A 22882-nucleotide genomic window follows, 5' to 3' on the forward strand; every position below is an offset into this window, starting at 1 on the left:
AAATGAAAAAAGTACTTTTATTAGTTTGTACAATGTTTTTTGGCACCGCTAACGCCAATATGATCAATATCGAGCTGGACAATGTAAACCCATCAGTGGGGGATACGGTGTCTATTAATATCAACTTGACTGGTGTTACCGAAGATTTTTCGGCCATCTTCACTGGCCTGAATTATGATAGCAACCTTTTTGCATATGTAGATGGTAGTGCCAGCTCTGACTTCCCACCTTTTGATCCGTTTACAGCAAGTGGGCTAGATGTTGACACTACGGGTCCAGGGCTTGTTTCTATTAACCTTTACGAAGACTTCTTCGCTCCGGTAGTTTATGGCGCTGGCGATTATCTAGTAGCAAGCTTCGATTTGCTGGCTATTGGTGCAGGTCAATCTTCATTCTCTCTAGTTGCTTCATCTCTGTTCGCTCCGTTCCCCGGTGATGAAACGGCTTTGGATGTTAGTGCATCTGCAACTAGCATAGCCGTACCGGCACCTGGTGCGATGGCCTTTATGGGCTTAGCGGTTCTAGGCTTGTTTGGTGTTCGCCGTAAAGCGTAAGTGTTATCTGAAAATTAGAACCATCCACTGATAGTGAGGGTTTTGATGTACATTAATTAATATTGAAAGGCGGTTAATCTTAGACTAACCGCCTTTTTTATTACCCACTGTTGTGATATCTATTCAAGAAATATAGCCTGACACTTCATTCCAGAACTCATTCTATCACCACTGGCAACGAGATATTCTTGGGCTGCAAACATGGCAATACAATTGACTTGTTTTAAATTCAGTCATATTCGAATTACGCGGTTGCAATTGCGTTATATGTAAGTTAAAAATAAGCTAACACCCCCTTCGGGTAAACTACTGTTGTAGCCGAGATATGCAAAATATTAAGGCATTTTATTTATCCGTCATTTCGAAGTAAAACATCTAATAACAAGGTTATAAATTAACCCATCAGGGAAACGGAGATAAGATGAAAAATACACTGTCCATTGCTGTATCCGCTGCATTGATGTCAATGTCAGCGCACTCTGCCGGAGAGTTAGCAGACGGAGTATCGAAGTTTGATATTTCGCCATCTGAACTTAAAGGTGCAAGTCCAGCATCAGTCAATAAAAACAAAAATCAAAAACCTATCGTAAACAGTATTGCCCAACGATTCGTCTTTGAGAAAGGCATAGAAAATAAACCCTACGTTTATATCGTTAGATTAACTGACAAACCCGTAGCCACCTATGATGGTGGAATTAAAGACCTTAAAGCCACCAACCCGAAAGTGACAAAATCGAGTACTGCAAGAACGCAGGCACCTCAGAAGGCGCCCAAAATCGATGTTGAGTCTCCGGAAGTTAAAGCGTATGTATCTTACCTTAAAGAGGCACAAGCCTCGTTTATTACACGCGCTTCAAGGGAAACAAGAGACTTACGTGTCGTTGATACCTTTAAGTACAGCGTAAACGGTGTTGCCGTGCGTGTTACGCCTGACGAAGCAGAGGCACTATCTAAATTACCCGGTGTAGAACGAGTAGAGCGTGAAGCAACCTACAAAATGGACACGGACACCGGGCCGGTAAAGATCGGAGCACCGGACCTGTGGGACGGAACAGTAACGAATAGCGGTGTCGGCGCACTGGGTGAAGGTATCGTTATTGCTACGGTCGATTCCGGTGTGAATACCGATAGTCGCTCGTTTGCCGATGTAGGCGATGACGGATACGATCATACCAACCCTCGTGGGGCCGGTGTATATGTTGGCGATTGTGCTGAAAACTTCCCAGAAATGTGTAATGACAAACTGATTGGCGTGCGCAGCTACACTCGGATCACGGATGATTATGGGGATACCAATGTTTTCCCACCGAATTTACCACGTAATGGTGAAGATTATAGCGGTCATGGCTCGCACACCGCTGGTACATTTGCTGGCAACATATTGCTAGATGTGCCTGTTCTTACGCCTGGTGAAGGCGAAGAAAGTGACGGTATTCCAGGTGAGTTTGAATTTGGTCAAATATCGGGTGTTGCGCCCCACGCTAACATCATTGCCTATCAAATTTGTTACCCCGGGCGCGCTGATGCAGGAGATACCTATGGAGATTGCCCTGGTGCCGCTATTCTAGCGGGTATTGATGATGCAATTGAAGATGGCGTCGATATCATTAACTATTCTATCAGTGGTGGTGGGTTCCCTTGGAGCAGTGACGTGGATATGGCGTTTTTGTCAGCCAGAAACGCGGGTATTTTTGTGGCTACCTCTGCTGGTAACTCAGGCCCAGATGCGGAAACGACATCAAAGCATGCCCCTTGGTATACTGCCGTTGCTGCCTCTACTCACGGTCGTGAAATAGATTATGCCAAAGAGATAGGCGAGTTTACTGGCGGTGATACTGAGTTAGGCACGCTAACCGGTAACAGTAACTCTGGTGGGATCACAGCTTCCATCGTTTATGCTGGTGATTACAGCAATGCTAACGATCCCGATGGCGATCCAGCCCAGTGCTTACAACCATTTCCTGATGGTACCTTCAGCGGAGAAATAGTGCTTTGTGATAGAGGTGCAATTGCACGAGTCGCAAAAGCACAAAATGTCGCCGCTGGTGGTGCAGATGGATTTGTTTTAGGTAACGTACTAGGCGGTGGCAGCACAGTCGATAATGACGCTTATGTCATTCCTGGCATTCACATTAATGCTGAAAAAGCGGACATGTTACGTAGTTGGCTAGCAAGTGGCGAAGGTCACATGGCTACCATTACCGCTTCTGCAGGTGAGTTAATTCTAAGTGAAGGGGATGATATTGCTGATTTCTCCTCTAGAGGGCCTAATCCCTCCATTAGCACCATTACGCCACAAGTAGCAGCGCCTGGTGTTAGTATTTATGCCGCTTCAGCGGATCAAAAGTTTGGTCATGATGGACATGTAGCTGATCCTAGCGATTTTGCGTTCTTAAGTGGTACGTCAATGGCAAGCCCGCATGTAGCAGGCGCAGCCGCATTGTTAATGGAAGCAAATCCTAGTTGGTCGCCTGATAATGTGCGTTCAGCATTGATGATGACTGCAACCACCAATATGCGCAAAGAAGATGGCGTTACTCCTGCTGATTGGTTTGATATGGGCTCTGGTCGTATTCAGGTTAATTTAGCCAATCAAACCGGACTTATCATGGATGAGTCTGGGGCTAATTACCTAGCTGCAAATCCAAATGATGGTGGCGATCCACGCACCCTTAACATTCCTAGTATGGCGGATGATAACTGCGTTGGAGCATGTCGCTGGACAAGAACATTTACCGCTACGAAAGACGGTTCATGGACTGTATCAGGAGTAGGCATATCTGATGGTGTGAGTGTCACAGTTAGTCCTGAATCGTTTGATATCTTAGCCGGTCAAAGTCAGCAAATTACGGTTACTGCTTCAGCCAGCCAGAGCGGTCAAGACTTCTTGTTTGGTCAAGTGAATCTTACCTCTGATAGCTCGCCTGATTTACATTTGCCTGTGGCTGTAATTGCTACGACGAGTAATATTCCAGACACCATGAATATTTCAGCTGACAGAGACGCAGATACGCGTGTCCTTTCAGATATATTAGCGGTGGAAATCAATGACTTTACGGCGCGTTCTTATGGGCTGACTAAAGCGACAAATGCCGTCGCGAGCATTCCAGAAGATAGCAATAACAGTAGTGCTCTAGATGATTTGAACGACGGTGTTCACATTATTCCTATGATGGTTCCCGAAGACGCTAAATACTTGGTCGCTGAGATAACGGCTTCTGAATCACCTGATTTGGATTTGTTTTTGGTGCGCGACTTCAATGAGAACGGCATTCCAGATGCAAGTGAGATTATTGGGTCAAGTGCAACGGCAACTGCTTTAGAGAAAGTAGAAGTCACTGAACCAGAGCAAGGTATGTATTGGGTTGTCATTCAGAATTGGAGCGCTTCAGCCTCTGATGCGAGTGATGAATTTATGATTGCTACAGCAATAATTGACGCAGAAGTCGGTGACAACTTAACTGTAGACGCTCCTTCTTCTATCCCTGCTATTACTCCGTTTGACATTCGCGTTGGCTGGGATATCGACGCTGTCGAAGGTGATAAATACTATGGTGCGTTTGATGTGGGTTCTAGTGCTGAATCTGCAGGTAATTTTGGTCTTGTTATTGTGGAGTTAGATAGGATCGCTGATGACGTACAAGTCATAGGGGGCTCAGATGACGTTCTGATGGCTGGTGATGTTATCGACTACGCTATACAAGTAGGACCTAACTTTACAAACGACGATCGTCTATACGATATTTCATTAGCCTTGCCAGCAGGTGTAGAGTTAGTTGAAGGTTCTTTGCTTGATGGCACCGTTGCTGATGACGGTTCCCTAACATGGAATGTGGTTCAAGAATCCATTAAAGGACAAACGGCGTCTTATACTGCTTCAACTAATGCAAACAATCCATTGTGTGCAAACCCTAACTTTGGCCAAGGATCTGGTTATATTGATTTAGCCGGATTTGGTCTTGGATTCTCGGATGCTGATGGTGATACCACAACGGCAAACTTTAGTGTGCCAGCGTCATTCCTTGGTCAATTGTACGACTCAATTGGTGTGACCGATGATGGGTTTATCACGTTTACGGGAGATGCTGGTGCAACTCCATGGGTGAACCAACTCATGCCTGATGAGACACCGGCTAATGGTCTGGTTGCTCCACTATGGCGTGACATGATACTCGATGTCGCGAATGGGTCGGGGATCACAGTGGCGACGGCAGGCTCGGCTGTCACTATAGTCGAATGGGATGATATGCGTCCTTTCTCAGGCGATGCAGATGTTCTTGATTTCCAAGTTGTCTTTATGAATGAAGCTGAGGGTGACCAACCTAATATCATATTCACTTATGATAATGTGTCTCATGCTACAGCTGATACCTTAGGAACATCGATTGGTTTTGAATCAGTAGATGGGCTGACAGGTTTGACAACTCACTACGTGGGAGCTGGTGAGCCTATTGGTGACATTGGAAGTGATATTGCGTCCGGTTCACAACTTTGCTTCACGTTACAAGATCCTGATAACACTCAACTTCTAACATTTAGCTTAGTTGTTACTGAAGATAATGCTGGTGGTCCAATCGAGCTGTTTGCAACCTCTTCTTTACCAGCTAATGTTGGTACCAAAGCGGAAAATAGTGAGATTAATGCGAATGCCGTTGTTGCAGTGAAAGGAGATTGGGATGGTGATGGCGACGTGGATATGATGGATATACGTGCTTTAACAAGAGCGATTCAGCTTCGTCAGGATATCGATATGAGTTTCGATTTTAATGACGATGGTCAAGTCACTTATACAGACGTTAGATTACTCCAACGTATGTGTACCCGTTCAGCTTGTGCAGTGAATTAATTAGCAGATATTGCGTTAATTAACGGCTCCAAAATGGAGCTGTAAAATCACACCAAAGGCGCTCATTAAGAGCGCCTTTTTTTGCGCCCGCAAATGTGTAGCGTTAGCGGAGTGTGCTAGCCATGTTATCTCGTGTGGTAGAAGACAGAATGTTCGATAAAAGGGCATGTTTTGCGTATTTTTGGTGCGTTATCACAAACTCTAATGCGGTGAAATACCATACTTTTCAGTTCAATAACTTGCGTAGTAAAAAAGTGTAAGAAAGCGTAAATGTTACTAAGTAAGTGCAGTAATTTAACGTACTATCGAGCCAAATTACGGCTTTAGTCGTAGAAAGCATACACTCAAAATTTAACGTATAAAAAGGTTTCTCCATGTCCAAAGGAATTTCATTTTCACCCATTCTAATCGCGCTGATTTTGGCGAGTGGTTTGCTTATTTATTTGTATTTGCCCACTGAAGTAGAGGAGCAACGGCAGAAGCCGAGTGCGACTCCTGTGACTGCTTATACTATGGTGAAAGAAAAGTTTCCTGTGACGGTGGAAGCGCTAGGTACCGCGAATGCGAACGAATCTGTTATGTTGACGGCGCAAAAGTCAGACATTGTGCAAAGTATAGAATTTGACGATGGGGATTTGGTTAAGAAAGGCCAGCTACTGATTAAGTTGAGCGACCGTGAAGAACGAGCACGATTAAATGAACTCGACATTAATTTACAAGAAGCGAAACGCCAGTTAAAGCGTATCGACAACTTAGCACAAAAAAGTGTTGCTTCTGCCCAGTTATTAGATGAACAAGAAGCCAACGTAAAAGCCCTCAAAGCACAATTAGAAGTCGCTAAGGCACAGTTAGAAGAACTAGAGTTGCGTGCTCCATTTGGCGGATTGCTAGGCGTACGTCAAGTCAGTTTAGGGGCCTTGGTGATGCCTGGGGATTTAATTGCAACATTAGATGATTTACATGTCATCAAAATGGACTTCACTATCGCTGAGTCGCATTTACCCAGCGTACGTAAAGGTCAGCAGGTGTCGGCTACATCGGTGGCATACCCAGGAGAAACATTTGAAGGTGAGATCTCCAGTATTGCGTCCCGTGTGGACCCTGTCACTCGCGCTATTCAAATTCGCGCTATTATCGATAACAAAGAGTTAAAACTTCGCCCAGGCATGTTATTGCAAATTCATCTTGAAAAAGAAATTCTCGAGACGCTGACAATACCGGAAGGCGCTCTAGTCCCCATTGAAGATAAGCAATTCGTGTTTGTTATTGAAGACAACAAAGTGACTCGTAAGGAAGTGAAAGTCGGCTTGCGAAAACCGGGTATTGCACAGATAACGTCTGGTTTGAAGGAAGGCGAGCAAGTTGTGATTCAAGGTGCACTTCGTCTGCGCGAAGGCTCGGATGTTAATGTGCTATCTATGCACACATCTCAAGGGTAAATGTAATGTTGTTATCTGATATCTCCATCAAACGCCCAGTATTCGCTTCGGTCGTCAATTTACTTTTAGTGGTATTCGGGATTGTTGCTGTGACGTTTCTGTCATTGCGGGAATACCCAGATGTTGACCCTCCCATTGTATCAATTAACACAACCTATACCGGCGCATCAGCAGCCATCATCGAAAGCCGGATCACCCAATTATTAGAAGACCGTATCAGTGGTATAGAAGGGATTAAAAATATTGAGTCGACCAGCAGAAATGGACGGTCCTCAATCGATGTAGAATTTAACCTTTCCAGAGACATTGACGCCGCTTCAAACGATGTGCGTGAGCGGGTAAGCCGGGCGCTGAATAACTTGCCTGATCAGGCAGATCCCCCTGAGGTATCAAAATCAACCTCAGATGATGACGTCATCGTTTGGTATAACCTGCGCAGTGACAACATGAGTGTTATGGAGCTGACCGATTACGCCGACCGCTACTTGGTAGACCGATTATCTGTAGCCGAGGGGGTGGCGAATGTGCGGTTAGGAGGCGGTCGCAGTTATGCCATGAAAGTTTGGCTTAATCGTAATGCTATGGCGGCTAGAGGTATTACCGTTGCAGACATAGAGCAGGTTATTCAGGCTGAAAATGTGGAGCTCCCCGCGGGAGAAGTGCAGTCAGATCAACGAGATTTTGATGTGCGTGTTGCGCGTAGTTATTTAAGCCCGGATGATTTCTCAAAACTTCCTGTTAAAGCTGGCGCTGACGGATATCTTATCCGTTTAGGGGAAGTGGCTACGGTTGAGCTAGGCGCAGAAGACGACGAAACAGAGTTTCGAGGTAATGGCGTGAACATGATTGGCTTAGGTATTACTAAGCAATCGAAAGCCAATACATTAGAAGTAGCAAGAGCGGCAAAAGAAGCGATAGATGAAATTCAGCAGACCTTGCCGGATAATATTTTTATTGTACCTAGTTATGACTCCTCAGTGTTTATTGAAGCCTCAATAAACGAAGTATATGAAACACTAGCCATTGCGATGTTGATGGTGGTGTTAGTCATTTATATTTTCCTTGGCAATATCCGTGCGACGATCATCCCTGCGGTGACCGTACCTGTGTCGTTAGTCGCCGCGTTCACTGTGATGTACGCCTTGGGCTTTTCTATCAACTTATTAACGCTTCTCGCATTAGTGTTAGCTATCGGGTTGGTGGTGGATGACGCCATTGTGGTACTTGAGAATATCTCACGTCGTATAGAGTTAGGTGAGCCGCCGTTATTAGCTGCCTATCGTGGAGCGCGTGAGGTCGGGTTTGCTGTTATAGCAACAACACTAGTGTTGATCGCGGTGTTTGTACCCTTAGTGTTTTTACAAGGAAATATAGGTCGGCTATTTACCGAGTTCGCTTTGGCAATAGCGGCAGCAGTGGCATTTTCAAGTGTCACTGCATTAACGCTGATACCTATGTTGAGCTCTAAACTATTAACAAAAACTAAAAGTTCTAAAGGGTTAAATGCGTGGATGAACAGGTCGTTCACCAAGTTTGAAGGCAGCTACTTCAGGGTGCTTGGCAAAACCATTCATCAACCTATTTTGATGGCGTTGCTTATTCTGGTGAGTGTTGTTGGTTTATTACGATTGGTGGAAATATTACCTAGTGAATTTGTACCAAAAGAAGACAGAGGCAATTTCTTTATACAGATCCAAGCGGCAGAGGGCGCAAGCTTTAAAGAAAACAGTAGAAGCATGAAAAAGGTAGAAGAGATCATTCTGCCGTATTTAGACAGCGGAGAAGCAACACGGGTTCTCGTTCGATTACCGGGCTTTGGCAGTAGTGCAGGCATTGCCATTGTAGGCACCCCAATAGGGGATGAGAAAAAACGCTCAACGTTTGATTTAATGGATGAAATCAGTCAAAAGTTATCCGTTATCCCTGATGTGCGAGCGTTCGCAATCATGCGCTCAAGTTTGGGCGGGCGAGGCGTCGGGCGTCCAGTACAATTTGTTCTTCAGGGGAATACTTATGAAGAGCTGGTTGAGTGGCGGGATAAGCTTCTGTCAATTGCCCGCCAAAACCCTAACTTGCTGCGGTTGGACTCAGATTACAAAGAAACGTTGCCGCAACTCTTGATTAATATCGATACCGAGCGTGCAGCAGATTTAGGGGTATCGGTGAGCGATATTGGCACCACGTTGGAAACAATGTTAGGCCAGCGCCGTGTGTCGACTTTCCTAGATCGTGGCCAAGAATACGATGTGATTTTAGAAGGCCGCCGTGAGGACTATCGCAGCCCACAGAGTATTGATAACTTGTACGTGCGCTCATTTAGGACAGGCGAATTGATCCCAATGGATAACCTATTGAAAGTGGAAGAGCGAGCCACGTCTTCGCGCTTGAATCGCTACAATCGGATGCGCAGTATCACCATCAGTGCAAACTTGGCTGACGGTTACACGGTGGGCGAAGCACTGGCTTACCTAAATAATATTGTTGATACCGAATTACCGGAAGGTGTGTCGGTAGATTACAAGGGAGAGTCTCAACTCTATCAGGAGTCGGGTAACTCCATTATTTTTATCTTTCTAATGGCTTTGGTCATCGTGTATCTGATCCTTGCGGCTCAGTTTGAAAGTTGGGTGCATCCGTTAGTTATCATGCTCACTGTGCCATTGGCGTTAGTAGGGGCCTTTATCGGACTATATTTTGCGGGAATGACGCTGAATATATACAGCCAAATTGGCTTAGTGATGTTGATTGGACTTGCGGCCAAAAACGGCATTCTGATTGTAGAATTTGCCAATCAACTACGTGATGCTGGTGCTGAGTTTGAATCAGCCCTTAAACGCGCCGCCATGCTGCGCCTTAGACCTATCGTGATGACCAGTTTCACTACTATCTTTAGCTCATTGCCACTGGTGTTTGCAAGTGGTGCAGGCTCCGAAAGCAGAACCGTTATCGGCATGGTGATATTCGCTGGGGTGCTTGTATCAACGCTACTGACCTTGTTTGTGGTTCCCACTGCCTACTATTGGTTGGCACGTAACACTGGCTCGCCGCTGGCTATCACTCATAAGCTAGAAAAACTCGAAGATGAAATTCCTTACGTTAAGGGTGATGATTTTTAACGAATTGCTAAAATTCAGCTAAAAAACTGAGCATACCTAAAGCGGCTAAGTGTTTTAACTTATGCCGCTTTTTTGTGTCCGGCGCGATCTATGTACCCTGCGATGTGGCTCAATCCTACTTATGATTTGTAATGGAGTCGTTGATGAACGTTAAAGCTGTATGTCTTGATACTTACCATATTGCAGGCGACAAAAAATAAGCGAAAAAAAACCGGATATTGAATCCGGTTTTTTGTACTTGCTAATACAAGACACAAGCGCATTGCTTATGCGTGATCATTATTCGTCTAAGAAGCTGCGTAGCTGCTCAGAGCGACTTGGATGACGTAGTTTACGCAGTGCCTTCGCTTCGATTTGACGAATACGCTCACGAGTAACGTCAAACTGCTTGCCGACTTCTTCAAGCGTGTGGTCCGTGTTCATGTCGATACCAAAACGCATTCTCAATACTTTCGCTTCACGGGCGGTTAGGCCTGCTAATACTTCTTGAGTGGCGTTCTTCAAGCTACCGCCAGTGGCAGAGTCAAGAGGCTGCACAATGGTGCTATCTTCAATGAAATCACCTAAATGTGAATCTTCATCATCGCCAATAGGGGTTTCCATTGAAATGGGCTCTTTAGCAATTTTCAACACCTTACGGATTTTGTCTTCAGGCATTAACATGCGCTCTGACAATTCTTCTGGCGTTGGTTCGCGGCCCATCTCTTGTAACATTTGACGAGAAATACGGTTCAATTTATTGATTGTTTCAATCATGTGCACAGGAATACGAATAGTCCGTGCCTGATCTGCAATCGAACGTGTGATTGCTTGGCGGATCCACCACGTAGCATAAGTCGAGAACTTGTAACCACGACGGTATTCGAATTTATCAACAGCTTTCATCAAACCGATATTACCTTCTTGAATCAGATCCAAGAATTGTAAACCACGGTTGGTGTACTTCTTCGCAATTGAGATAACCAATCGTAAGTTAGCTTCCACCATTTCTTTCTTCGCACGGCGCGCTTTCGCTTCACCAATTGACATACGACGGTTAATGTCTTTTATGTCGGCAATGATCAAGCCGGTTTCGTCTTCAACGGCATTCATTTTACCGATGCTACGCTCTAGTTCTTCTTGATGTACTTTAAGCTCTTCAACATAAGGCGCGTCAGAAGCAAGAATTTCGAATAACCAATCAGTACTGGTTTCGTTTCCAGAGAACGCTTTGATGAAGTCTTTCTTAGGCATTTTTGCCGCAGCAACACAGTGTTTCATCACGATGCGTTCTTGCACACGGATACGATCCATCATGCTGCGCATGTTTTTAACCATACGGTCAAACTGCTTGGGCACTAAGCGGAACTCTTTGAAAATCTCGCTTAATTCATCAATTTCTTTGCGTGACTTCGCGTGAGAACGGCCTTCAGATGCAATTACATCGCGCGTTTTTTCGTATTGAACACGTAATTCAGAGAACTTCTCACGGGCCTCTTCTGGATCTGGGCCTGTATCTTCTTCTTCTTCGTCTTCATCATCGCTATCGTCGCCATCATCATCTTCGTCTTCCAACTCTTCTTCAGATAACTCAGAACCAATGTGGGTAGCGGTAGGGGCAATATTGTCTGCTTCGTTAGGATCAACGAAACCAACAATGATGTCACTTAAGCGAATTTCTTCCGCTTCGAACATGTCCCACTGATCAAGCAAGTAGGTGATTGCCTCAGGGTATTCTGCAACAGAACATTGAACCTGATTGATACCTTCTTCGATGCGCTTGGCGATAACAATTTCGCCTTCACGAGTTAACAGCTCAACCGTACCCATCTCACGCATGTACATACGCACAGGGTCTGTTGTTCTACCAATCTCGCTTTCTACCGTAGCTAGGGCTTGGGCGGCGGCTTCCGCGACTTCTTCATCTGTCGTGGTTTCTTGCATCAATAGTTCATCGGAATCAGGAGCGTTTTCAAACACTTTGATCCCCATGTCGTTGATCATGCGGATAATGTCTTCGATTTGATCCGAGTCAACTATGTCTTGAGGCAGGTGATCATTTACTTCGGCAAAGGTCAAGTAGCCTTGTTCTTTACCTTTTGCAATGAGGAGTTTTATCTGCGACTGCTTGCTTTGCACCATATACCTTACACTTCTCGATTTGGGTTAAAATTGCACCCTGAGGACCAATTGATCGGCTCAAAATGCTAAATACTTTGCTTGGGCTCGAGGCTGTAGCGAATTAGCCAGTATAGCAGACTCGACTACCCTTGGGCTAGATGTTGGGTCATTTTTGTTCTTTTACAAGTAGGTTCAGCTCTTGTTTTTCATCTACACTGAGATTTCCTAAGCGCGCTTTTGACATGAGCTCGTCCATCCTACTTTTAAAATGCCAATCCAGTAACTTGGCAAAACTATCTTTAAATACCAATGCTTGGTTTTCTTCAGCGTATTCCCAGCCGAGCAATTTAGCGAGATTCTTACTCTGAGGATGATCCCTAAAATGCTCCAATACTTGGGCGGTATTGGCAGAGGGTTTACCTAAACAGAACTGAAACAGTTCGTTTAAAAAGTCCAGGCCTGGCACTTGCATATCGCCCAGTGCTGCGGGATTAGCATGTTGACACTCGATAGCAATCCCTGGCTGGTCAAGTAATAAGCGGATCATCATCCTTATAGGGGAAATCTTGGCTTTATTTAAAGCGGTAAAGTCCAGTTTTGCGCCTGCTTTATGCTGATTCGCTTTGGCTACGTCTTGCTCTAGGCGGTGGCGATTTCTATCACCCATGTGCGTACTGAGCTCAGAGGTTAAAATAGCCCGTTGATTATCCCCTAATATTTGCTCGATTAGCGGCATGGCTTCTGCTTTTAACGCCGCTTTACCTTCTGCACTACCTATATGGTGACGCTGTAGTAAATTATCAAAGAAAAATTTAGACAGAGGTACAGAGTCGCTCACCAGTTTTTGCTCGAATGCTTCTTTGCCAATTTGGCGCACCAAAGTATCTGGGTCTTCCCCATCGGGTAAAAACAGGAATTTCATTTCAACGCCGTCTTTTAGATATGCCAAGGCATTTTCTAATGCACGCCAAGCTGCTTCTCGCCCAGCTCGATCGCCGTCATAGCAACAAACTACCTCGCTGGTAGTGCGAAATAGCATTTGTATGTGTTCAGGGGTAGTGGCTGTGCCTAAAGATGCGACCGCGTACTTAATATCAAATTGGGCGAGGGCCACCACATCCATATAACCTTCAACAATCATGACTCGCGGCAAGTTGCGATGTGCTTGTTTCGCTTGATAGAAACCATAAAGTTCGTTGCCTTTATGGAATATGCGCGTCTCAGGAGAGTTAAGGTATTTAGGCGTACCATCACCTAACACTCGACCACCAAAACCAACTATGCGGCCACGCTTATCGCGAATAGGGAACATGATACGTTCGCGAAAGAAATCAAATCTGCGGCGATTATCATTCTCAGTAATCAGCTTTAAATCAAGCAGTTGCTGTTGGGCCTCTGGCGTACGGCCGAAGGTACTGAGCACCGCATCCCACTCGGTTGGGGCATACCCTATACCAAAGGCCTTAACGACTTCACCACTTAGGCCGCGCTTTTTTAAATAGTCGATAGCCTTGTCTTTATCGCTATGCACTTTAAGTTGCTGAGAAAAATAACGGGATATGGTTTCCATAAGCTCATAATCATCTGCCTTTTGCTGTTTTTGTTCAGCAGTAGGAGCGGGGGTTGAGCTTTTTTCTCTAGGTACATCAACACTGTGATATTGCGCTAGTTCTTCAATGGCTTCTGGGAATTCAAGTCGGTCATATTCCATCAAAAAAGAAATAACATTGCCATGGGCACCGCAACCGAAGCAGTGATAAAACTGTTTATCTTGACTTACTGTAAATGAGGGGCTTTTTTCATTATGAAAAGGGCAGCATGCTTGATAGTTTCTACCTGCTTTTTTGAGCTTAACGCGATTGTCTACCACCTCAACAATATCGGTGCGAGCGATTAAATCATCAATAAATTCACGAGGTATACGGCCGTTCATGTCAACTTCTCAATTTATTCGGGCAAAGCATGAGGGATGCAAAAAAGCACTATACTTGGTCTGCATAAACAAACAAGCCGCAAATAAATGCGGCTTGATTTCAATAGATATTTGGGTGCCTTAATATTGATTAAGGCGAACTCAAGAGGTCTAGCTAAGCTAGCTTGGCTTTTATTTGACCGCTTAATTTTCCCATGTCAGCTCGACCTTGAACCTTAGGTTTCAACCAAGCCATTACTTTACCCATATCTTGCATTCCGCTTGCCTGTGTTTCAACCATTGCTTGGTCAATCAAGGTGCTGACTTCTTCTTCGCTCAAAGGCTGAGGCAAAAAAGTGTGCAAAATATCAATTTCAGTAAGTTCTACATCAACTAAATCTTGACGATTGGCTTGTTCGAACTGACTCGCAGCGTCTTTTCTCTGTTTTACCATCTTAGTAAGCAGAGCAATGACATCGCTGTCGTTGAGCTCAATACGCTCATCGATTTCACGTTGCTTAACCGCTGCTAACGCCATACGAATAGTACCTAGACGAACTTTGTCTTTGGCACGCATTGCGTCTTTTTGGGCATTTTTTAAATCATCTAACAAGGACATGAAATTGACTCGAAGAAATACTTAAAATGAACCTAAGATAAAACTGCAAAGGGCGTTTAATACGTTAAACACCCTAGGAGAGAATTAGTACAATCTGATGCGACGTGCGTTTTCGCGAGACAACTTCTTCAAAAGACGTTTTTTAGCAGCTGCTTTCTTACGCTTACGTTCCCAAGTAGGCTTTTCAAAAAATTCGCGACGACGAACTTCAGAAAGAACACCTGCTTTTTCACATGAACGTTTAAAACGACGCAACGCTACGTCAAATGGTTCGTTTTCTCTAACTTTAACGATTGGCATTAAAATCTCACCTCAAAAATAAATACTTTGTCTGCCAGCGCAAAAAATAACCGGCTCGGTTAAAAATGGTGCGGAATTTTAATCATATACGCTAACAATGTAAAGACCCGATATAGGAAATATTAGATTAGTCGCGGATTATTCACTCTAATATGGTGAAATCATCATGAGAAAGGTAGAATGCGCGGCCTAACATTACACGGAACACCACATCTACTATGCGCGTTATTGGTATTGAAACATCTTGCGATGAAACAGGCATTGCTGTTTACGATGAACATCAAGGTTTATTATCTCATCAACTCTATAGCCAAGTAAAGTTGCATGCCGATTATGGCGGTGTGGTACCTGAGTTGGCTTCTCGTGATCACGTGCGCAAAATTGTACCTTTAATAAAGCAAGCATTGCTTGATGCCAATTGCACAAAGGATGATATTGACGGTATCGCCTTTACCAAAGGACCTGGCTTAGTAGGCGCCTTGTTAGTTGGCTCATCTGTCGCTCGCAGCTTAGCGTTTGCTTGGGATGTGCCTGCAGTTGGGGTGCATCACATGGAAGGCCACTTACTGGCCCCTATGTTAGATGAACCCGCACCGGAGTTTCCGTTTGTGGCGTTGTTAGTCTCCGGCGGTCACTCGATGATGGTTCGCGTTGATGGTATCGGGCAATACGAAATTTTAGGTGAATCGGTGGATGATGCCGCAGGTGAGGCGTTTGATAAAACGGCTAAGCTTTTAGGGTTAGATTACCCCGGTGGGCCTTTGTTAGCTAAAATGGCTGAGCAAGGTGAAGCAGGGCATTACAAGTTTCCTCGCCCTATGACCGACCGTCCAGGACTGGATTTTAGCTTTAGCGGTTTAAAAACGTTCGCAGCCAATACCATTCGTAGTTCAGATCAATCAGCGCAGACCAAAGCCAATATCGCTTACGCGTTTCAAGAAGCAGTCGTAGACACCCTCGCTATTAAGTGTAAGCGAGCACTTAAACAAACAGGGCTAAAACGTTTGGTTATTGCAGGCGGAGTAAGTGCTAATAAACAGTTGCGCATTGAATTTGAAACCATGATGAAAAAGCTACATGGCACCGTGTATTACCCACGCTTAGAATTTTGCACCGACAACGGCGCTATGATTGCTTATGCAGGGCTCAAAAGATTGAAAGCTGGCGAAACTGAAGGCTTAGCCACCAAGGCTCAACCTCGCTGGTCTCTTGATGAATTACCAGCCATTTAACGTTAAGGGCTGGTGCTTTAAACAGACTGAGAATTACTGAGTACATTTTTAGTTAGGTGATAACACTCGCCTTGTGGAATTATTCTTTCGTTCGCCCTTTATCCCATATCTTACTTTCCTGGCCACTCATCAAACGAATGATGTTTTGTCTGTGGCGCACAATTATCAGTATGCATAACATGGTGACTGGTGCTGTGTAAGCCGGTTTGACAAACCATGTGATAAAAGGCGCCACGCTGACTGAAATAATCGCGGCCAAAGACGAATACCCGGTGATAAAGACTATCACGAGCCAGCAGGCCAATAGTAAACTGACTAACTCCCAGCCCAATGGCAGCATCGCGCCAATTGCAGTGGCGACGCCTTTTCCTCCATTGAAATTAAAATACAAAGGGTAGATGTGCCCTAAGCAGGCAGCAATGCCGACTAGTCCTAGAGTGATTGGAGGCATGCCTAGCAGATACCCCACGTATACTGGAAGGGTTCCTTTTAGCACATCGAAAATAAAGACTAAGGCTGCCGGTAGCCGACCGCCAATGCGTAAAACATTTGTCGCTCCTGGGTTGTTAGAGCCCGTTTTACGCGGATCGGGCAGCATAAACACGCGACAGATCAAGACTGCGCTGGATATTGAGCCCAACAAATAAGCGCTACAAAAGAGTAAAATGCTAAGTGACGTCATGTACTTATGTTCTGTAAACGAGGTACAATTCACCAAGATTACCTTAAAATTTAACCAATAACAGCGCGGATCTTTCATGGATAAAATTTACATTGAAGGCTTAGAGGTACAATCTCTAATAGGCGTGTACGATTGGGAGCGGGATGCGACGCAGCGATTGCTGGTCGATATAGTGTTATTTAGTGATTTACAAAAGCCTGCCTATAGCGATGATGTTGACGATACGCTGAATTACGCTGAGGTAGCACAAGCTGTGACAGACGTGGCTGCAAAGAGTCAATTTGCGTTAATTGAAGCGCTAGCTCAAGCCATGATCAACCAAGTCTTCAGCCAATTTCCTGTGCAAAAAATGACCTTGAAATTGAGCAAACCTGACATTTTACCTTCAGCTCAAAATGTCGCGGTCGAGTTTACTCGTGAGCGCAAAGACACATGAGTGCACAAGCACCTCAGCATACTATTTTCATCAGTGTTGGCAGTAACATTAATCGAGAGCAGCATATCAGTGCTGGTCTTGATGCTATGTATGCAGCGTTTGGTGAACTCACTTTATCATCGGTTTACGAAAGCAAATCCGTTGGATTCGATGGAAATAACTTTTACAACTTAGTGGTACAGGCCGACACTCACTTACCCATCATTGAAGTGGTAGAGCGCTTAAAGAAAATAGAAACCGAAAACCTGCGCACCCGCGAAAGCAAAAAATTTGCTCCGCGAACGTTAGATCTTGATTTACTGACATACGATGATGTCATTATTCAAACACCGATGGAACTTCCACGCCCTGAGATCCTCTACAATGCGTTTGTGTTGCAGCCTTTAGCGGAAATTGCACCTGAAGTAGAGCATCCGCTAGCGAATAAAAGCTACCTTTCCTTATGGCAGCAATACGATAAATCCCAACAACAGTTATGGCCTATCAAATTTACATGGAGCGCTAATCGCCAATGACTCTCACCGAAATTATTATCCTTGCTATTATCCAAGGCATTACCGAGTTTTTACCAATTTCGAGCTCTGCTCATCTTATTTTACCGTCCGTGCTGTTAGGGTGGGAAAACCAAGGCTTAGCGTTTGATGTTGCCGTTCATGTGGGCAGTTTATTAGCCGTCATGATCTATTTTAGAGGCGATATCGGCCGTATGTTGGTGGCCTGGTTTGGCTCTGGTTTCAGTAAAAACCAAACTGATGACAGTAGACTAGCGTGGTGGGTGATTATTGCTACGATACCTGCGCTTATTTTTGGTTTTGCAGGTAAAGCGTTTATTGAAGAGTACGCCCGTTCTGCATTGGTGATTGCCTGTACCACAATCGGTTTTGGCTTATTGCTTTGGTATGCCGATAAAAAAGCGGCCTTGAATAAACACATTTATGACATGACATGGAAAAGTGCCCTCATCGTAGGTATGGCACAAGCGCTTGCTTTGATACCCGGTACTTCACGCTCCGGTATTACGATGACCGCTGGCCTAATGCTAGGGCTTGATAGAGAAAGCGCAGCGCGTTTTTCGTTCTTACTGTCAATACCGGTGATCCTTGGGGCTGGCCTTCTAGCCACGTTAGACTTAGTCAGCGCCCCTGATGCGGTAGATTGGAACGCCTTAATAGTGGGAGCGGTTTTATCTTTTGTCAGTGCTTACGCGTGTATTTACCTGTTTTTAGCGTGGATTTCGCGTATTGGTATGCTGCCGTTTGTTATCTACCGCATGTTGCTTGGCGTTATTCTGCTGTTGTTTGTTTTCGCGTAATCATCACGAAAAAGGAGTATTAGTATGAGTGAAACAATTTTTACTAAAATCATTAATAAAGAAATCCCCGCTGAGATCTTATATGAAGATGAAATGTCTTTGGCGTTTAGGGATATCAACCCCCAAGCACCGATGCACTTTTTAGTGATACCGAAGAAGGCCATTGCAACCATCAATGACATTGAAAAAGAAGATCGTGAAGTGGTCGGGCATTTGTCTTGGGTTGCTTCTCATATATTGAAAGAGCACGGTTTGGCTGAGCAAGGCTTTCGTACAGTGATGAATTGCAATGAATATGGCGGGCAAACTGTCTATCACATTCATTTACATGTGCTGGCAGGTAAGCCTCTTGGCTGGCCGCCTTATAGCGATAAATTAAAAATCGAGTAATAGCATCGATAAAACGAAAGTGACATAAAGATAATTAAAGGCGAAGCGAAATGCTTCGCTTGCTTTATGCACCCAGGGTACGTCCTCTGTTATACCCTAAATCGTTATACCTTTGTCAGAATGGCGATGTCATCTGTTAATTTGGCACACGGCTTTTTGATGAACTGCAGCACCTTGTGTTCAGGTATGGGTTTAGAAAAGTAAAACCCTTGGGAAAAATGCACGCCTAATTTTTGCAACGCAAGGGCTTGTTCTTTCGTTTCCACACCCTCAGCAACAACCAAATAATCAAATGCATGGGCAATATTGATAACAGCCTGAACAATTGCTAGCCCACTAGAATCTAATCGGTTGACAAATGAACGGTCTATTTTAACGGTATTAACCGCCAAGTCTTGCATGACTGATAAAGAAGAGTACTCGGTGCCAAAGTCGTCAATTGAGACCTTAATGCCGCGACTTTGCAATATCTTAATGCGCGATATCATGATGTCTTTGTCAAACGAAAAGACAGATTCCGTTATTTCTAAATGCAGCAAATTAGCCGCAAGGCCACTAGTAAGCAGGGCTTCTTCGACAATGGTGATGAAATCATCAGATTGCAATTGACTGACCGACACATTAACACTTACGGCAATCGGTTTAGGCCAAGATGCGGCGACAAAGCAGGCTTTATTTAACACCCATGTGCCTATTTTACGGATAAACCCATGTTGCTCAGCAATCGGAATAAACTCAACGGGTGAAATATGCTCATCTTCTTTTTGCCAGCGTAGCAATGCTTCAAACGCACATATTTCGCTGTTATCCGAGGCCATTATGGGTTGAAAGGACACGCTAAGCTCTTTGTTTTCTATGGCGCGCGCCAAACCATCTTTTAAAAATTGCTCCCGGGTTAATTTGCTGCCTAATTCTTTTGAAAATACCCCAGAGGTCGATATAGCGCGTTTCTTCTGATAATACATTGCCATATCAGCAAGTTGAATGAGCTTTAACTCGTCGCTTGCATGTTGCGGGTAGAGGGATATTCCAATGGTCGCGCCTAATGAGAGTTGCGCATTATCGTAGGTATAAGCCTCTGAGATATAATCTATCAATGCTTTTGACTGAGCCACCGCAGATGCTTGCTGAGTGTTGGGTAACGCAATTAAAAATTCATCACCGCCCCAACGACACAATAGTTGATGATCTTTGCAATGCTCCTTCAAACGTAACGCAGTTTGAGTCAGTATCTGATCACCGGCATCGTGGCCTATGGTGTCATTAATTTTTTTAAAACCGTCTAAATCAATAAACAGAAGTGCCATTGGCTGATGCTGTTCTACACACTCCTGAAGGCTTAATTTCAAGTGATTGAGAAAAGCAGTGCGATTGAATAAACCAGTAAGAGGGTCGAGATTAGAAAGCTCGTAGATTTTACGCGTACGTTTTTCTACTTGCGTTTCCATGTGCTGTACTAATGAGGCATTTTCATTTTTTAATCGAATCGCTTGGGTAGTAAAGTCAGCAGCCTTTTTAGCGCTGATACTCATCACCAATCCGAAGGATAATCCCAATACTCCCAACACTTGACGGTAATCATCATCGGAAAGGAGCAGGGCGATTGAAAATGGTACCAGCAATATGACTGAATAGGCCATTGCCGTTTTTTTATGAGCCGCTAAGACACTGGCAGCACCGCCTGCCATGGCGGCCACAATAATGATGGTACTGGCTAATTCGACGGTGTCGGCAGTAGCGTAGACGCCTAAACAATAAATACACCACATTGCAGCTGTCGCAAATGTGCCGGTGACAAATCTGAGCGTTGCGCGGTGGCCGTCGTATTTTTGCCCTTTTTGTTTGGTACGCCACCAAATTGAATCAAGCAATCGAACACAAATGACAGCAAGCATCACCCACCACCAAGTGTGTTTAAATGTCACTAAGTTGGTATTGTCAAAAGCGAAAACCAGCATGGTCGCAGCGAACAGCGAAACAAGAATGCCGCCTATGCTGTTTTGGTACAGCAGCTCGGCGGCATCTTGTTCTGTGCTTTTTGAAAGAGATTGATTGCTAGTGATAAAGTTTCGTCCATCCGACTCGGATAAAGATAAATTTAGCACAGCAAGAGTAGATCTATAGTATAAATATCAAGCTATTAAGTTATGGCATTTTCAACTTAAGTATATTTTTGCCCTGCTCAAAGGTGATATCCACCGGAATATTTGCATCTGTTAGGCGTTTTAAATCTGTTGCTAACGTTTCCCTAATCAGCCCTTTGTCAGCCACCAACTGGCTAACCCCTGCGTAATCTCCATCACCTTGTAAGGTCAAAATTAACCGCGATAATGCATCTATGGCTTTACTCATCTTGGCCATGTTGACCTGGTATAACCCTTCTTCATTTCGACTAAAAGCGCCATATTCTTGGAAAAAGTTAAAGCGGATCATATTTGCTTTGCCGTGGGCAGAGCTAGCACCGAAGCGAACTGAGCGAAAGATTCCCGCCATAAAGGTTGTGTAGTAATCTTCAATTTCTCCCTCAGTGATAACGCCCTTGTCCAATAATTGACTAACCATGTACAAGCCGAGAATATCCGCCTTACCTTCCTCTAACGCTGAGGCGTGCTCTTTTAATGCTTGGCGCACCGTTCCGTTGCCATTAATTGTATTTTTAACCCCTAACCCATGAGCCACTTCATGAAACATGGTATTGGCGAAGAACGCATCAAAGGTAATATGCTTTCTTTGCTCTGGGACCATTAACTCATTGGCAATCGGCAACAAGATATTTTCAAACTTTGCACGCATCGCATTTTTTAACTGTAAACGTCGAGTGCCTTTTTCTAGTTGCACTTGCTCATCATTCGGTAAGTTAATAGCAATTGTTTTGCTGCCCGCATTTGAGTGTCCTGCGTAATAAATGACATCGTAAGCGTTGAGATCAGCATTGGCGCCAGGCATCTCTTTTTTATAGGCTTCGCCTACGGGCAGATTAGTCTGTAATTCAGGTAAGTAAGCCGCGTATTTACTAAGGCGTTCGCTCCAACTTAAATCTTTGAGTAGCACGTAGGCTTCAAACGCTGCTCGATAACCAAATAACTGGTCTTCGTAAGTTTCAATGGGGCCAATCACTAATTCAATTGGATTGCTTTTCATGTCCATCCAAGCGAAATCAGATTTCTGATATTCGTTACTAAGTAAAGCGTCTGCGCGCAAGCGTAAGTAATTGGCAAAAGCAGGATCGTCAGCTAATTCAGCAGCCTCATTTAACAGACTCGCTGCTTGTTGTAATGGTTCGGCAAAATATTCGGCGTAAGGAACGGCTTTTAATGAGCCTTCTTGGTCACGAACAATCATGGAATACAACCCTGTTTTATCTGCAAATTCACTTTTTTCAAACTCAGTTTTGCTCATGTCTTCAGGATAAAACTGGGCACCTACCGGTTTCTCACTGGTCTGGCTTAAAAACGCCTTGTCACCATTTAATCTATCCCAAGGACCATAATTAATGTCGGCAAAGCGACGGCCGCTCTCATTGGCAATGCGGCTCAAGAACTGCTCTTTATTATCGCCATAAGCTTGTTGCCAAAATAAATCGTCCATTATCTTACTTGCGTCAATAAGCAGGCCTAGCATTTGCTTTTGATTCGCCGATAGGGAGGAGAGGTCGGCCGTTAACGGCACTGATTGATATATGTCTAATCGGTCTTTACTATTAGCAAGCACAGTGAGGCCGGATAATGAATCGCTTACTGCTTGAGTCGGTACGGGAGCCTTATTTGACGAAGGTGCACAAGCGGTTGCAAAAACGGCGAAACATACTGCGCTGACAATGGACTTTTTCCACATAACAAAACCTTAAAATTGCAAAATAAAAGAACCTTTTAACATGCCATCTGCTTCGAGTAAATTAGCTCAATTTTGAGATGCTGCTAAAGACTGATCGTTAAATGAATATT

The 22882-nt window shown here is 44.4% G+C and carries 16 protein-coding genes; 9 read left to right on the top strand and 7 right to left on the bottom strand.

Features of this window, described 5'->3' with window-relative positions; translation table 11 throughout:
* The first annotated feature begins 2 nt into the window (after positions 1–2).
* The 4 genes from PATL_RS05285 to PATL_RS05300 all read left to right on the top strand — a co-directional run bounded on the left by PATL_RS05285 (position 3) and on the right by PATL_RS05300 (position 9955).
* Positions 3–554 (top strand): cohesin domain-containing protein, encoded by a 552-nt coding sequence (locus tag PATL_RS05285; protein ID WP_011573901.1) that lies wholly within the window; start codon positions 3–5, stop codon positions 552–554.
* Positions 555–975: 421 nt separating this feature from the next.
* Positions 976–5400 (top strand): S8 family serine peptidase, encoded by a 4425-nt coding sequence (locus PATL_RS05290; RefSeq protein WP_011573902.1) that lies wholly within the window; start codon positions 976–978, stop codon positions 5398–5400.
* A 374-nt stretch (positions 5401–5774) separates the two neighbouring features.
* Positions 5775–6839 (top strand): efflux RND transporter periplasmic adaptor subunit, encoded by a 1065-nt coding sequence (locus PATL_RS05295; RefSeq protein ID WP_011573903.1) that lies wholly within the window; start codon positions 5775–5777, stop codon positions 6837–6839.
* 5 nt (positions 6840–6844) lie between these two features.
* A complete protein-coding gene (locus tag PATL_RS05300) occupies positions 6845–9955 on the top strand; it encodes an efflux RND transporter permease subunit (protein WP_011573904.1) in 3111 nt (1036 codons plus the stop codon).
* A gap of 279 nt (positions 9956–10234) precedes the next feature.
* Here PATL_RS05300 and rpoD read toward each other — a convergent pair whose 3' ends face one another.
* The 4 genes from rpoD to rpsU form a co-directional block, all read right to left on the bottom strand.
* Positions 10235–12076 (bottom strand): RNA polymerase sigma factor RpoD, encoded by a 1842-nt coding sequence (gene rpoD, locus PATL_RS05305; RefSeq protein WP_011573905.1) that lies wholly within the window; start codon positions 12074–12076, stop codon positions 10235–10237.
* Positions 12077–12221: 145 nt separating this feature from the next.
* Complete coding sequence (gene dnaG, locus PATL_RS05310) at positions 12222–13988, bottom strand: DNA primase (RefSeq protein ID WP_011573906.1); 1767 nt, start codon at positions 13986–13988, stop codon at positions 12222–12224.
* Between the two features lie 154 nt (positions 13989–14142).
* On the bottom strand, positions 14143–14586 hold the full coding sequence (locus tag PATL_RS05315; RefSeq protein ID WP_011573907.1) for a GatB/YqeY domain-containing protein: 444 nt from the start codon (positions 14584–14586) through the stop codon (positions 14143–14145).
* A gap of 84 nt (positions 14587–14670) precedes the next feature.
* The gene (rpsU, locus tag PATL_RS05320) at positions 14671–14886 is read right to left on the bottom strand and encodes a 30S ribosomal protein S21 (RefSeq protein WP_006991319.1); all 216 of its coding nucleotides are present in this window, start codon (positions 14884–14886) and stop codon (positions 14671–14673) included.
* A 218-nt stretch (positions 14887–15104) separates the two neighbouring features.
* On the opposite strand from rpsU, the gene tsaD reads away from it, so the two are divergent.
* Entirely contained in the window at positions 15105–16118 is a 1014-nt protein-coding gene (tsaD, locus tag PATL_RS05325) for a tRNA (adenosine(37)-N6)-threonylcarbamoyltransferase complex transferase subunit TsaD (RefSeq protein WP_011573908.1), read from the top strand.
* A 79-nt stretch (positions 16119–16197) separates the two neighbouring features.
* Here the strand turns inward: tsaD and plsY are convergent, their stop codons facing one another.
* Positions 16198–16800 (bottom strand): glycerol-3-phosphate 1-O-acyltransferase PlsY, encoded by a 603-nt coding sequence (plsY, locus tag PATL_RS05330; RefSeq protein WP_011573909.1) that lies wholly within the window; start codon positions 16798–16800, stop codon positions 16198–16200.
* A gap of 76 nt (positions 16801–16876) precedes the next feature.
* Here plsY and folB point away from each other — a divergent pair, with 76 nt between their 5' ends.
* From folB to PATL_RS05350, 4 genes are read left to right on the top strand one after another with little or no spacing between them, the layout of a single operon-like run.
* Positions 16877–17236 carry a dihydroneopterin aldolase gene (folB, locus tag PATL_RS05335; RefSeq protein ID WP_011573910.1) on the top strand — a complete coding sequence of 120 codons (360 nt, stop codon included), beginning with the start codon at positions 16877–16879 and terminating at the stop codon, positions 17234–17236.
* Positions 17233–17751, top strand: a complete 519-nt coding sequence (folK, locus tag PATL_RS05340) for a 2-amino-4-hydroxy-6-hydroxymethyldihydropteridine diphosphokinase (protein WP_011573911.1) — start codon at positions 17233–17235, stop codon at positions 17749–17751. Before folB ends, folK begins: the two co-directional genes overlap by 4 nt.
* Positions 17748–18548: an undecaprenyl-diphosphate phosphatase gene (locus PATL_RS05345; RefSeq protein ID WP_011573912.1), complete on the top strand. Its 801-nt coding sequence runs from the start codon at positions 17748–17750 to the stop codon at positions 18546–18548. Before folK ends, PATL_RS05345 begins: the two co-directional genes overlap by 4 nt.
* Positions 18549–18572: 24 nt before the next feature.
* Positions 18573–18938: a histidine triad nucleotide-binding protein gene (locus tag PATL_RS05350; protein ID WP_011573913.1), complete on the top strand. Its 366-nt coding sequence runs from the start codon at positions 18573–18575 to the stop codon at positions 18936–18938.
* Positions 18939–19042: 104 nt separating this feature from the next.
* Here the strand turns inward: PATL_RS05350 and PATL_RS05355 are convergent, their stop codons facing one another.
* Together PATL_RS05355 and PATL_RS05360 are read right to left on the bottom strand one after the other, a co-directional pair.
* On the bottom strand, positions 19043–21043 hold the full coding sequence (locus PATL_RS05355; protein WP_011573914.1) for a putative bifunctional diguanylate cyclase/phosphodiesterase: 2001 nt from the start codon (positions 21041–21043) through the stop codon (positions 19043–19045).
* Positions 21044–21083: 40 nt separating this feature from the next.
* Entirely contained in the window at positions 21084–22772 is a 1689-nt protein-coding gene (locus tag PATL_RS05360; RefSeq protein ID WP_011573915.1) for a dipeptidyl-peptidase 3 family protein, read from the bottom strand.
* Positions 22773–22882: the final 110 nt, after the last annotated feature.

It is taken from the genome of Paraglaciecola sp. T6c (genome assembly GCF_000014225.1).
In the GTDB taxonomy this organism is placed as follows: domain Bacteria; phylum Pseudomonadota; class Gammaproteobacteria; order Enterobacterales; family Alteromonadaceae; genus Paraglaciecola; species Paraglaciecola atlantica_A.